We start from the raw sequence: 12,366 nt of genomic DNA on the forward strand, positions 1-12,366 counted from the left end.
GACAGGGACGGGGGCTTGTCAGCGCAACGCGGCCTTCCCGCGGATTCTGCTCAGCAACGCCAGCGCGATCAGCGTCGCAGCCAGCAGAACCGACGTACACGCCGCAGCGGAGAACACCTGGCCGCGGTCGGAGAGGCCGAAGATGGTCACCGGCAACGTCTTCCAGGTGGCCGGGTACACCATGATGGTGGCACCGAGCTCGCCCATCGACAGTGCGACCGCGAGGCCGGCGGCAGCGCCCAGTGACGGCAGCAGCAGTGGCAGCGTGACGCGGGTCAGGACCCGGGCGGGCCCGGCCCCCAGGGATTCGGCAGCCTGGGCGTAGGCGGGGTCCAGGCGATCGAGAGCCGCCGAGACCGTGCTGAATGCGAAGGCGAGGACGAGGACCGTGTGCGCGATGATGACGATCCACTTGGTCCCACCGAGGAGCAGGGGCTTCTCGTTGAAGCTGATGAGCAGACCGAGTCCGATGGCCACCGAGGGAACCGCGATCGGCAGGTGGAAGACGGCGTCGACGACGCGCTGCAGCGGCCTCGCGGCGGTGCGTACGGCGAGTGCGGCCCAGGTGCCCAGCAGCAGGGCGAGCGCGCCGGCGATGAATGCGGTCTGCAGGCTGACCGACAGGCTCGCGACGTTCTCGTCCGACAGCGCGTCCTGAAAGTGGTTGAAACCCAGATTCGATGGCAGCGGTCCGGTCCAGGAGCCGGCGAACCCGGCGATCACGACGGTCGCGATCGGCGCCACGAAGACCACCGCGACGACCAACGCGAACAGCGTCCAGATGGCTGCTTTGCCACCGCGTGTCCAGATCAGCATGTCAATGTCCTTGTCGTCGGGTGTGCAGGCGGTGGAACGCCATCCGGTAGGCACCGTAGAGCAGCAGCGACAGCGTCACCTGGACCGTAGCGATGACGGCTGCACCGGTGACATCGAAGGTGACGATGCCGCGGGTGTAGATGAGCATCGGTAGCGTGATCACGTCCTTGGCGCCGGTGAACAGCACGATGCCGAACTCGTTGAGGGTCAACAGCAACACCAGGCTGCCGCCGGCCATCAGCGCGGGCAGCGCCTCGGGGAGAATGACCGAGCGCAGGACCCGCCACGGTGAGGCGCCCAGGCTGGCCGCGACGTTGAGCTGGTCGCCGGAGATCGTCGCGAACGAGGCGAGCAGGGGGCGCACCACGAAGGGGGTGAAGAAGGTGATCTCGGCGGCGATCACCCCGGCCGGCGTGGCGAGGAAATTCAGCGGCCGGGCACCTACGGTTTCGGCGAGCAGGGCGTTCACCGCGCCGGCCGTCCCGTAGAGAAACGTGAACGCGAGGGTGATGAGAAACGACGGCAGCGCAAGGATCGTGTCGATGAGCCGTGCCACCAACGTCGCCCCGGGGAACGGCACAAAGGCCAGCACCACCGCGACGAAGCTGCCCAGGATCAGACAGCCGACCGTCGAGCAGACCGCGATTTGGGCGGTCGTGACCAGCGCGTCGGTGAACACCTCGCTGGTCAGAACCGCACCCCAGGTGCTCTGCCCGGTGCCCGTGGTGGAATCGGTCAGAACCCGGACCAGTGGGTACACCGCGATCGCCAGCACCACCAGCAGCGGCGGGATCACCCACGCCGATGCCCGCCAGTCGCGGATCTCCCGGTTCGGTTGTGGCGCAGCGGGATCGGCCACCGCGTCGGACGGAGAGGCCAGAGTTGCATCGGTGCTCATCGTCGTACTCCGCCGGCCTCGACCAACACGCCGGCCGGCTCGCCGAACCGCACGCCCACCCGGGATTCGGCCGGATGGTCGACGCGACCGCTGACATCGGCGTCGACGAGCAGGTCGGGCAGCCCGTCGACGAGCAGGTCGGGCAGCCCGTCGACGGCGAGCGTCAGGCGGGTCGACGAGCCGCGCCACACCGAGCTCGTCACCCGCGCCGACATCGATCCGTGTGCGTGCACTGCGGTGACCTCCAGCTCATGAGGGCGAACGCAGAGGTGTGCCGTCGCACCCGGTGACCATCGTCGAAGTGGCTGCGGCGCAGTGGCGGTGAACATCTTGTCGCCCACTGAGACCAGCGCCGAGTCGCCGGTGACCCGGCCCACCGTGCACGGGATCAGATTGGCGCCGCCGAGGAAACCGGCGGTGAAGGCACTCGGCGGGCGGGTCCACAACTCCTCGGCGGTCCCGATGTCGACAAGCCGGGCGTCGCGCATGACTCCGATGCGATCGGCCAGCGCCAGCGCCTCGGATTGGTCGTGGGTGACGTAGAGCATAGTGGTGTCGGGCAACGCATCCCGAAGTCGCTGCAGCTCCACCACCATCGCCTGACGCAGCGAAGCGTCGAGGGCGGCGAGGGGTTCGTCGAGCAGGAGGACGTCGGGCCGGATGGCCAGCGCGCGGGCGATGGCGACGCGTTGCTGCTGGCCCCCGGAGAGTTCCCGCGGCAGTCGGGATGCGTAGTCGGACATGCTGACCATTGCGAGCGAATCCGAAACTCGTTGGGCTATCTGTGATCTCGGTAACCGCTGCGCCCTGAGCCCGAAGGCCACGTTGTCGGCGACCCGCATGTGCGGAAACAGGGCATACGACTGGACCACCACTCCGATACCGCGTTTGGCGGGTGGCAGGTCGGTGATGTCGCGGCCGGCGAGCCGCACCCGGCCGGCGCTGGGCCGGACGAAGCCGGCCAGTGCTTTGAGGGCGGTGGACTTCCCGGAGCCGCTGGGGCCGAGCAGGGCGACGGTCTCGCCGCGCCGGGTGCGCAGGGTGAAGTCCACCAGCGCGTCGGTGCTCTTGCGTCCGCGGCCGTAGGTGACGGTGACCCGGTCGAAGGCGATGCTCGGCTCGTCGCCCGATGCGCCAGTGGTGGTGCGCGAACCGATTCTGGAGGTCAGCGGATTCGGCATGTCAGCTCCCGGTGGCCTTCTGGTAGGCGGCGAGATCGGCATCGAGGTCCGCCAGGACCACGTTCCAGTCCGGTCGCCACACCGTGACGCCGGCCAGGGTTGCTGCGGGACTGGGGTTTCCGGCCGGTGTCGATGCGCCGAGGTCGGTCCGGAGGGTCAGGCCGAGGGCGCCGAAACCGACGGTCTCCTGCACCGGCCGTGACAGCAGGAACTCGAGCAGTTTGCGTGCGTTGTCGCTGTGCGGGGCATCCTTGGTGATGCCCGCGACGTACGGCAGTGCGACGGTGGTGCGGACACCGTCGGGCATCGCCGGGAAGAACAGTGCGAACTTCGACCCGTCGTCGCGGATGGAGGCAAGGTTCATCTGCACGTCGCCGTTGGCCACCAGCAGTTCGCCGTTGCTCACCTTCGGCTGGAGTTTGCCGGTGGAACTCGACGGCCCGACGTTGTTGGGCTGCAGCCGGGCGAGGTAGTCCAGGGCACCTTGCTTGCCCTTCAGATGTTGCAGCAGAAGCAGGACCGCGGTCCCGTCGCCGGCCTGCCCGGGTGTCGAGTACTGGATCTTGTCCTTGAACCGCGGGGCCAGCAGGTCATCCCAGGTCCTCGGTGCGGGGGTGGCACCAGGATTGGCGATGAACGACAGTGTGTTGTCCACGATGGCGACGTATCGGCCTGCCGCATCCTTGTTCTCGGGCGCCACGGCGGTGGTGTCCACGTTGCTCTCGGTGAGTAGACCGTCCGCCGCGGCGCGCTGGATGAACGGGGGCAGCGTCACCAGCAGGTCCGCCTGCGGATTGGACTGCTCCTTCTGCACACGTGAGACCACCTCGCCGGACCCGGCTTCGACGATGTTGACCGAGATGCCGGTCTGTTCGGTGAATTTCGCGAACTCGGTCTTGTACCAGCTTCCGAGTCCGTCGGCGGAGTAGACGGTCAGTGTGTTGTCGCCGGAGTTGGCGGTGCCGGTGCCGCCGCAGGCCGCGGTCAGACCGATGATGGCCGCGAGAAGCGTGATCGCGCGATACGGTGATGTCGAAAACGTGTGGTGCGCATGGTCATTCCTTCACGTGGTGGGACGGGTGATCGGAGGTCAGAGGGAGAGCAGGAGGTCGCCGAAGTCGCGAATGGAGTCGACGATGTGAGTTGCGCCCGCGGCGCGCAGGCGGGTCTCGTCGTGTGCCCCGGTCAGGGTGCCGGCCACGACGGCGGCTCCGGACCGCAGCCCGCTGATGATGTCGTTGGCGGTGTCGCCGAGGACCGCGACCTCGCGGACGTCGTCGACGCGCAGGTCCATGAGCGCGGTGAGGATCATGTCGGGATATGGCCGCCCGCGGATGGTGTCAGAGGGCGCGATCACCAGGTCGGCGAGATCGGTCCACCCGAGGGCGTCGAGGAGCCGGTCTCGGGTGGACGAACTGAAACCGGTGCTCAGGGCGACTTTGATGCCTGCACCGCGCAGCTTCTCGATCGTGCTTGCCGCACCGGTGATCTCGGCGATCCCGACCTCTCCGATGGCGGTCTCGTAGGCCTCCTCGAAGGCGCGATTGGCGTTCTGCGCACGCTCCTCGTCGCCGTCGGTCAGGGCACGGAAGACGACGATCTTGGATTGTCCCATGGTGTCGATGACGTACTGGCGGGCCCGATCGTGGTCGGGGCCGTCGGCGGGCAGCCCGGCGGCCTCGGCTGCGGCGTCGAAAGCTCTCAGCACGAGCCCGTCGTCGGCGACGGTGGTGCCGGCCATGTCCAGCACGGCCAGTCGGGGGGAGATGGTGTTCACGAAAATCCTTTGTTCGCAGGGGGGATCGGGTGGGTCAGAGGTTCATCTCGTCGGCGGTCGCCGCCCCGATGGCCGGACCGAGCGTCATCCCGCGGCCGCCGGGGCCGGTCACGAGCCAGACGCCGTCGGCCACCTCGCGCCGGTAGGCGATGAGGGAGGGATCGGTGCACTGGGAATACACGCCCGCCCAGCGCCGGACGATGGGCGGCAGGTCGCGACCGAGGAGCTCGCCGACGGTGTCGGCGAGATGCCGGTACGGGTCCTCGGTCACGTCGAAGCTGAAGGCGTCGAGGTCCGGATCGTCGTCGTACTCGTGGGTGTCGCCGATGGTCAGACCGCCGTGTTGTCTTTGTACGCAGAGCAATTGCATCCGGTGCTCACCCGCCACCGGGGCCTGGGGCTGCGTCGCGGCCAGATGGTCGAGTGTCGGTCCGGCGAACGCGGGGTAGTACCGGAAGCTGTCGCCGTCGGCGATGGCGGTGGTCAGCGGTTCGCCCAGCGGCGCGGTTTCCATCATTTGCAGACGTACCCGGCGCAGCGGCACGTCGCCCGCGAGTTCACGGGTGAGTCCGTTGTGAATTGCTCCAGGACAATGGATCACCGCGTCGGCGTGATAACTCTGACCCTGGTCGTCGCGGACACGCACACCGTTCCCGCTGGTGTCGACGGAGCGGACCTCCCGCCCCGCGGTGAAGGTGTAGCGCTCCGATCGGGCGAGGTGGGCGCGGATGGCCGGCAGGGCGACCCGCGACTCGACGGCCGCGTCGCGGGTGCACTGCAGACCGGCGAGGTAGGTGCCGCGCAGCGCCGGGTTGAGGCGGCGCACGTTGTCGGGGCCGAGGAGGTGGAACCCGCGGCCGACGGCGTCGTCGCGGCGCGAGACCTCCTCGGCGACAGCGAGTTCGGCGGCGGTCCGGATGAGCGTGACCGAACCGCAGGGCCGGAACCCGACGCCGGGTACGTCGGTGCCGATCTTCTCCCAGAGGTCCCAGGATCGCTGCGCCGCGTCGAGTTCGAACGGTGCCCGACCCGACACCCACACGAGCCCGAAGTTGCGGACCGTGGCGCCCCGCGCCGCGGTCTCGCGTTCGAGGTGGATGACCTGGTGGCCGCGTTCGATCGCGGCGATGGCGTGTGACGTGCCGAGGATGCCGGCACCGATGACGATCAACTTCATGGAGACTAGTCTGGCTATTGGTCTAGACCGATGGGCGGAGCGAAGGGAAACTCTCGGTGAACGATTGGTATAGACCAAACGCGCTATGATCGGAGCATGCGTACTGATGTGGTCTCTGAGGTGGAGACGATGCTCTGTTCCCTGCGCGACGTCTGGGATGAGGAGTCGGTGGACGAGTACGACCACGCTCTGCAATGCGGTCTGCGTGCGCGTGCGGATGGCGCCGACGACGAGTTGCTGCTGGCGGCGGTACTGCACGACATCGGGCACAGTCCACTGATCGACGATCGGCGCCATCACGAACGTGCCGCGCAGGACTGGCTGACGGCCCGGTTCGGTCGTCGCGTCGGCTGGCTTGCCGGTCGGCATGTCGCGGCGAAGAAGTACCTGGCGGCAACCGAACCGGGGTATGCCAGTGAATTGTCGGGGGTGTCCGTCGACTCCCTTGTGGCACAGGGGGGCCCGGCTGCTGCCGACGCACCGACCACGCACGCGTGGTGGCCCGACGCCGTGCGCCTGCGTCGCTACGACGATGCGGCGAAGGTTCCCGGCGCCCCGGCGCTCACCGTCGAGGAGGTTCTGGAGGTGGCCCGGCGCCTGCAGGACGGTGTCCGCTGATGCCGGCCTCCTTGCCGAAGTACTACCGCGTACGGACCGAGCTCGACGAAATGCTCGCGACGCTGGCCGTCGGTGATGCGGTGCCACCCGAGCGGTCGCTCTCCGAGCGTTTCGGGGTCGCCCGCGAGACAGTCCGCCAGGCACTGCAGGAGTTGCTCGTCGAGGGCAGGATCGAGCGCCGGGGCCGGGGGACGGTGGTGGCGGCCCCGAAACTGGTGCAGCCCTTGTCATTACAGTCCTACACCGAGGGGGCCAAGCAGCACGGCCGCGTGCCGAGCCGCGAGCTGGTCACCTTCGAGCGCATCGTCGGCGACGAGCAGTTGTGCGCCGACCTCGATATTGCCGACGGTTCGTCGGTTCTGCACCTCGAACGTGTCCTGTTGGCCGACGGGGAGAAGCTCGGGCTGGAGAGCACATACCTGCCTGCCGACCGCTTCGGCCACTTTCTCCACGACTTCGATCCGGGCACCTCGCTGTACGCGGCGATCCGGGCCGAACGGGTCTCGTTCGCGGTGGCCGAGGAGCGGATCGAGACCGTACTTGCGTCCCCGCGCGAGGCCGCGCTGATGGAGACGACCACCGCGATGCCGATGCTGCTGCTCAACCGCCGGTCGCTCGACACCGACGGACGCCCCATCGAGCGCGTGCGGTCGCTGTATCGGGGAGACCGGATGGCCTTTCGCGCCATCCTGCGTGAATGACGAGCATCGAGTAGCGATACTGGGGCTCATGACGTCGTCGAGCGGAGTGTCGTTGGGTCGGCTCCTGCTGGCACTCGACCGGACGGTGGCGACGCTGGTCACCGCGCCCCGCGGACTCGATGTCCCCATCGGAACACCCGCGATGGTCGACATCGACGACATCCGCTACGGGCTGGGCCGCACCGTCCGGTCGGCCGACCTGTTCCTCGCCGTCGGGCTCGACGACGCCACGCTGCGCGAGCTCGTCTCCGGGCTGGGCGGAGCGCATCCGGTGGCCATCATGGCCAAATCGCCGTCCGCGGAACTCGCGGCACTCACCGAGCGACTCGGAATCGCCATGATCGCCGTCGAACCCCATGCCCGATGGGAGCGCATCTACAACCTGGTGATCAGGGTCCTCGACGGTGCCCGCACCGAGTTGACCGGCGAATCGATGCGCTCGGGCAGCACCGGTGATCTCTTCGAGCTGGCGGGCGAGGTCGCCCGTCGCACAGGCGGTTTGGTCAGCATCGAAGACGAGCGATCCCACGTGCTCGCCTACAGCACCGCCGGTGACGAGGCCGACGAACTGCGCCGCTTGTCGATCTTGGGCCGCGAAGGCCCGCCGGAGATGCTGGCCTGGTTGCGGCAGTGGGGCGTCATGGACGCGCTGCGGACCTCCGCGCAGGTCGTCACCGTCGACGAGCGGTCCGATCTCGGCTTACGTCGACGGCTGGCGGTGGCCATCCGCACCCCGGCGGGGACCGGGGTGACGGGAGCGGGAACCTTCCTCGGTGTCGTCTGGCTGCAGGAGGGTCGCGGGGCGCTGTCCGACGATGCGCCCGAGGTGCTGAAGGGTGCGGCTGCGGTGGCCGCGCGGGTGATCGCACGGCGCCGCGCGGTGGGCACCGACCACGACGAACTGGTTCGGCGGCTGCTCGGCGGCCGCGGTGAAGTCGTCGACGCCGGATACCTCGGGACTCAACTCGGCATAGAAGCGTCGACGTCGGTGACGGTGGTCGCCTTCGGGGTGAATGCGGTTGGCGTGACCGCGGGGGGCGTTGACGAGGTGGCCGGTCAGGTGTCGGCATTGATGTTGCACGCCAGCGCTTTCAGCCCGTTGTCGGTGACCACGTTGATCGGGGCGCGAGCATATGTTGTGTTGCCGGGCGTCGGTGCCGACGCAGCCGTTGCGTGGGCGCGGGTGGCGGTCGCCGCGACCGACCGGCAGTTCGGGGTCCGCGTGCGCGCCGTGATCTCCGGTCCCGCAGAGGGGCTGGGCGAGGTGCCCGACCTGCGCGCACATGCCGACCAGGTGCTCGACGCCGCCGAACGCGAGGGTGATCTGATCGACGATGTGACTACCGTCGAACGGTCCCGCACCGGTGTGCTGCTGGGCGAGATCGTCGGAATGCTCTCGGCGAACCCGGATCTCGTCGATCCGCGGGTCGCCGAGCTGGTCCGCCTCGACGAGGAGACGGGGAGCGATTTCACCGAGTCACTGCGCGCCCACCTCGACCACTTCGGCGACGTCCGGGCCGCCGCCGGAGATCTGCAGGTACACCCGAACACGTTGCGCTACCGCCTTCGTCGTATCCAGACGCTCACCGGGATGGACCTCGATGACCCGGCCACCCGGCTGGTGGTGGCGTTGTCGTTGCGGGTTCGGTGACGCTGCCCCCTTTTGCTGGTTGAGCCGACTCGAGCCGCCCCTCTTGCTGGTTGAGCCGACTCGAGCCGCTAGGCGAGAGGCGTGTCGAAACCATTGGTGACACAACAGGTTTCGCAATCCCTGGCCGGACTGCTGTGGTGGCGGACATTGTTGTGTTGCGGGTGGTTTCGACGCGGCTCGGTCTCGCTTCGCTCGTCCGTGCCGGCTCAACCAGCAGGAGTGGTGTCGGGCCGTTCCCCCTTTTTGCTGGTTGAGCCGACTCGAGCCGTCCCCCTTTCTGCTGGTTGAGCCGACTCGAGCCGCTAGCGGGGTGTTGCGAAATGAGGTCGGATTTGTTCGCGTTTCCGGCTTGTCGTGTGGCCGCTAGTGGCCCGTGTTTGAAATTCGTTTACGTTTGATTTTGTCGAGTATTTCATTCGCGGGTTTGGTCCACACAAATGGTTCGCAGCGGGTGTTCCAGCTGGTGACGAATCGGCGGATGGCGGCGACGAGGTCGGGAACGCTGGTGAAGGTGCCGCGGTGGATCGCTTGGCGTTCGATGATGGCGAACCAGGCCTCGATCATGTTCATCCAGGATCCGGAAGTCGGTGTGAAATGCACTGTGATCCGGGGGTTCTGGGCGAGCCAGTCCTTTACCTCGGCTTTCTTGTGGGTGCCGTAGTTGTCCATGACCAGGTGCAGGTGGTGGTCGGGATAGGTTTTCGCGACGTGTTTGAGGAACGCGAGGAACTCTTGATGGCGGTGACGCGGTTTGCATTGGGTGGTGACCTCGCCCGGTGGCGATGTTTAGTGCGGCGAACAAGGTCGTGGTGCCGTGACGAATGTAATCATGCGTGCGTTGCTCGCAGTGCCCCGGCGCCATCGGCAACGTCGGTTGAGTGCGGTCGAGAGCCTGGATCTGGCTTTTCTCATCGATGCTGAGCACGATCGCATTCTCCGGCGGATTCATATACAGGCCAACAACATCGACCACCTTGGCGTCGAGGTCGGGGTCGTTGGAGAACTTGAACGTCTCGCTGCGCCAGGGGGTGACCTTGTACTTGCGCCACACCCGCGAGACCGTGGTGTGATCGACCCCGACCCGCGGCGCCAACAAGCGGGCCGACCAGTGGGTGACTCCCAGAGATTTCGGTGGCCGCTGCAAGGTGGCGGCGATGATCTTGGACTCGTCAATCTCGGTCGGGCGCCCCGAGCGCTGCTCATCGACCAACGCCTCCACCCCACCAACCCGGTAGCGCTGCAGCCACTTGTCGACCGTCGGCCGTGACACCCCCACCACCGCGGCAATGTCGGCCTTCGCTGTTCCATCGGCTGACATCAAACACATCCGAGCCCGCCGCGTCAGACCGGCCGGCGTCGTCGAAGCCCGCACCAACCCCTCCAACCGTGCCCGATCCCCATCAACCAACAACAGCGGAGCCGCAGCACGATTCACCATTCCCACATACTATCAAACGTAAACTATTTTATCCCCCGGACCACTAGTGGCCCGTGTTTGAAATTCGTTTACGTTTGATTTTGTCGAGTATTTCATTCGCGGGTTTGGTCCACACAAATGGTTCGCAGCGGGTGTTCCAGCTGGTGACGAATCGGCGGATGGCGGCGACGAGGTCGGGAACGCTGGTGAAGGTGCCGCGGTGGATCGCTTGGCGTTCGATGATGGCGAACCAGGCCTCGATCATGTTCATCCAGGATCCGGAAGTCGGTGTGAAATGCACTGTGATCCGGGGGTTCTGGGCGAGCCAGTCCTTTACCTCGGCTTTCTTGTGGGTGCCGTAGTTGTCCATGACCAGGTGCAGGTGGTGGTCGGGATAGGTTTTCGCGACGTGTTTGAGGAACGCGAGGAACTCTTGATGGCGGTGACGCGGTTTGCATTGGGTGGTGACCTCGCCGGTGGCGATGTTTAGTGCGGCGAACAAGGTCGTGGTGCCGTGACGAATGTAATCATGCGTGCGTTGCTCGCAGTGCCCCGGCGCCATCGGCAACGTCGGTTGAGTGCGGTCGAGAGCCTGGATCTGGCTTTTCTCATCGATGCTGAGCACGATCGCATTCTCCGGCGGATTCATATACAGGCCAACAACATCGACCACCTTGGCGTCGAGGTCGGGGTCGTTGGAGAACTTGAACGTCTCGCTGCGCCAGGGGGTGACCTTGTACTTGCGCCACACCCGCGAGACCGTGGTGTGATCGACCCCGACCCGCGGCGCCAACAAGCGGGCCGACCAGTGGGTGACTCCCAGAGATTTCGGTGGCCGCTGCAAGGTGGCGGCGATGATCTTGGACTCGTCAATCTCGGTCGGGCGCCCCGAGCGCTGCTCATCGACCAACGCCTCCACCCCACCAACCCGGTAGCGCTGCAGCCACTTGTCGACCGTCGGCCGTGACACCCCCACCACCGCGGCAATGTCGGCCTTCGCTGTTCCATCGGCTGACATCAAACACATCCGAGCCCGCCGCGTCAGACCGGCCGGCGTCGTCGAAGCCCGCACCAACCCCTCCAACCGTGCCCGATCCCCATCAACCAACAACAGCGGAGCCGCAGCACGATTCACCATTCCCACATACTATCAAACGTAAACTATTTTATCCCCCGGACCACTAGCCGCCGTGTTTGGGGGATAATGTATTGGTGGCCAAAGGATATCGTCCGGTAGATCGTGATCAGGACTATTTGCTGCCGCCGAGTATGCGTGTCGACGGTCACGTAATTCCCCAGGTGTGTCCGTCACGGATTTCCCCATGTTCGGGTGTGCTGGGTTGAGGGTAGCTGGGGTTGTGGGTTAGGTGGTTTTCGGTGTTCGTCCGGGGCGTTTGCGTGGTCGGTAGGACGGGCCGTCCATGAGGATCTGGTGGCTGGTGTTGATGAGTCGGTCGAGTAGTGATTCGGCGACGACGGGGTTGGGGAACAGGGGGTACCAGTCTTTGGGTGCGCGGTTGCTGGTGAGGATGACGGGTTTGGCTGCGATGGCGCGGTCGGAGACGAGGTCGTAGAGGTCGTCGGAGCCGGTGGTGGTGTGTTCGCGCATGGCGAAGTCGTCGATGATCAGGACGGCGGGGCGGGTGTATTCGCGCATGCGTTGCCCGATGGTGCGATCGGCGTGGCCGCCGGCGAGGTCGGCGAGCATGCGGGCGCATTTGACGAATCGGATGTCGTGTCCGCGTAACGCGACTTGGTGGCCGAGTGCTTGTGCCACATGGGTTTTGCCGACTCCGACGGGTCCGTAGAGGATGACTGATTCGCCGGCGTCGAGCCAGCGCAGGGCGGCGAGGTCACGCAGCATCGCGGCGGGCAGTTTCGGGTTGGCGGTGAAGTCGAAGTCGTCGAAGGTTGCTGATTGTTCGAAGCGGGCCCGGCGCACGCGCCGCGCCAGGGCGGCGGACTCACGGCGGGCGATCTCGTCTTCGCACAACACCTGCAGGAACTCCAGGTGACCCAGTTCGCCGGCGCGGGTTTGGGCCAGCCGGGCGTCGAGGGTGTCGAGCATGCCGGTCAACTTCAACGTTTTCAACGCGGCTCGCAGGCTGGGATCATGAATGGTCATCAGAA

At 66.5% G+C, this 12,366-nt stretch carries 11 protein-coding genes and 1 pseudogene; 3 read left to right on the top strand and 9 right to left on the bottom strand.

Annotation, left to right across the window (positions count from 1 at the left end; all coding sequences use genetic code 11):
* Positions 1 to 18: 18 nt before the first annotated feature.
* The 6 genes from GBRO_RS06380 to GBRO_RS06405 all read right to left on the bottom strand — a co-directional run bounded on the left by GBRO_RS06380 (position 19) and on the right by GBRO_RS06405 (position 5,849).
* Positions 19 to 816, bottom strand: coding sequence for an ABC transporter permease (locus GBRO_RS06380; RefSeq protein WP_012833162.1), 798 nt, complete (start codon positions 814 to 816; stop codon positions 19 to 21).
* Between the two features lies 1 nt (position 817).
* Complete coding sequence (locus tag GBRO_RS06385) at positions 818 to 1,714, bottom strand: 2-aminoethylphosphonate ABC transporter permease subunit (protein ID WP_012833163.1); 897 nt, start codon at positions 1,712 to 1,714, stop codon at positions 818 to 820.
* Positions 1,711 to 2,895: an ABC transporter ATP-binding protein gene (locus GBRO_RS06390; protein ID WP_012833164.1), complete on the bottom strand. Its 1,185-nt coding sequence runs from the start codon at positions 2,893 to 2,895 to the stop codon at positions 1,711 to 1,713. The genes GBRO_RS06385 and GBRO_RS06390 overlap by 4 nt, the downstream gene beginning before the upstream one ends.
* 1 nt (position 2,896) lies before the next feature.
* A complete protein-coding gene (locus GBRO_RS06395; protein WP_083775543.1) occupies positions 2,897 to 3,889 on the bottom strand; it encodes a 2-aminoethylphosphonate ABC transporter substrate-binding protein in 993 nt (330 codons plus the stop codon).
* 96 nt (positions 3,890 to 3,985) lie between these two features.
* The gene (locus GBRO_RS06400; protein WP_012833165.1) at positions 3,986 to 4,672 is read right to left on the bottom strand and encodes a phosphonatase-like hydrolase; all 687 of its coding nucleotides are present in this window, start codon (positions 4,670 to 4,672) and stop codon (positions 3,986 to 3,988) included.
* 34 nt (positions 4,673 to 4,706) lie between these two features.
* Positions 4,707 to 5,849, bottom strand: coding sequence for a TIGR03364 family FAD-dependent oxidoreductase (locus tag GBRO_RS06405; RefSeq protein ID WP_012833166.1), 1,143 nt, complete (start codon positions 5,847 to 5,849; stop codon positions 4,707 to 4,709).
* 96 nt (positions 5,850 to 5,945) lie between these two features.
* Between GBRO_RS06405 and GBRO_RS06410 the strand changes: the two genes are divergently transcribed.
* The 3 genes from GBRO_RS06410 to GBRO_RS06420 are packed head-to-tail and all read left to right on the top strand — an operon-like array spanning position 5,946 to position 8,819.
* Complete coding sequence (locus tag GBRO_RS06410) at positions 5,946 to 6,467, top strand: HD domain-containing protein (RefSeq protein ID WP_041919763.1); 522 nt, start codon at positions 5,946 to 5,948, stop codon at positions 6,465 to 6,467.
* Positions 6,467 to 7,168 (top strand): GntR family transcriptional regulator, encoded by a 702-nt coding sequence (locus tag GBRO_RS06415; RefSeq protein WP_012833168.1) that lies wholly within the window; start codon positions 6,467 to 6,469, stop codon positions 7,166 to 7,168. The genes GBRO_RS06410 and GBRO_RS06415 overlap by 1 nt, the downstream gene beginning before the upstream one ends.
* Before the next feature lie 28 nt (positions 7,169 to 7,196).
* A complete protein-coding gene (locus GBRO_RS06420) occupies positions 7,197 to 8,819 on the top strand; it encodes a PucR family transcriptional regulator (protein ID WP_012833169.1) in 1,623 nt (540 codons plus the stop codon).
* 363 nt (positions 8,820 to 9,182) lie between these two features.
* On the opposite strand, the pseudogene GBRO_RS06425 reads toward GBRO_RS06420, so the two are convergent.
* The 3 genes and pseudogenes from GBRO_RS06425 to istB form a co-directional block, all read right to left on the bottom strand.
* Positions 9,183 to 10,257 (bottom strand): annotated as a pseudogene (locus GBRO_RS06425) (IS630 family transposase).
* A 43-nt stretch (positions 10,258 to 10,300) separates the two neighbouring features.
* Positions 10,301 to 11,374, bottom strand: coding sequence for an IS630 family transposase (locus tag GBRO_RS06430; protein WP_012832538.1), 1,074 nt, complete (start codon positions 11,372 to 11,374; stop codon positions 10,301 to 10,303).
* A 225-nt stretch (positions 11,375 to 11,599) separates the two neighbouring features.
* Positions 11,600 to 12,361: an IS21-like element helper ATPase IstB gene (gene istB, locus GBRO_RS06435; protein WP_012832286.1), complete on the bottom strand. Its 762-nt coding sequence runs from the start codon at positions 12,359 to 12,361 to the stop codon at positions 11,600 to 11,602.
* Positions 12,362 to 12,366: the final 5 nt, after the last annotated feature.

Origin of the sequence: Gordonia bronchialis DSM 43247, from assembly GCF_000024785.1 — a bacterium.
GTDB lineage: Bacteria > Actinomycetota > Actinomycetes > Mycobacteriales > Mycobacteriaceae > Gordonia > Gordonia bronchialis.

Bases quoted from the DNA above. Each gene is read 5' to 3' on its own strand.
- GBRO_RS06385 (WP_012833163.1), bottom strand. From the start codon at position 1,714: ATGAGCACCGATGCAACTCTGGCCTCTCCGTCCGACGCGGTGGCCGAT.
- GBRO_RS06415 (WP_012833168.1), top strand. From the start codon at position 6,467: ATGCCGGCCTCCTTGCCGAAGTACTACCGCGTACGGACCGAGCTCGAC.
- GBRO_RS06380 (WP_012833162.1), bottom strand. From the start codon at position 816: ATGCTGATCTGGACACGCGGTGGCAAAGCAGCCATCTGGACGCTGTTC.
- istB (WP_012832286.1), bottom strand. From the start codon at position 12,361: ATGACCATTCATGATCCCAGCCTGCGAGCCGCGTTGAAAACGTTGAAG.
- GBRO_RS06410 (WP_041919763.1), top strand. From the start codon at position 5,946: ATGCGTACTGATGTGGTCTCTGAGGTGGAGACGATGCTCTGTTCCCTG.
- GBRO_RS06430 (WP_012832538.1), bottom strand. From the start codon at position 11,374: ATGGTGAATCGTGCTGCGGCTCCGCTGTTGTTGGTTGATGGGGATCGG.
- GBRO_RS06405 (WP_012833166.1), bottom strand. From the start codon at position 5,849: ATGAAGTTGATCGTCATCGGTGCCGGCATCCTCGGCACGTCACACGCC.
- GBRO_RS06390 (WP_012833164.1), bottom strand. From the start codon at position 2,895: ATGCCGAATCCGCTGACCTCCAGAATCGGTTCGCGCACCACCACTGGC.
- GBRO_RS06420 (WP_012833169.1), top strand. From the start codon at position 7,197: ATGACGTCGTCGAGCGGAGTGTCGTTGGGTCGGCTCCTGCTGGCACTC.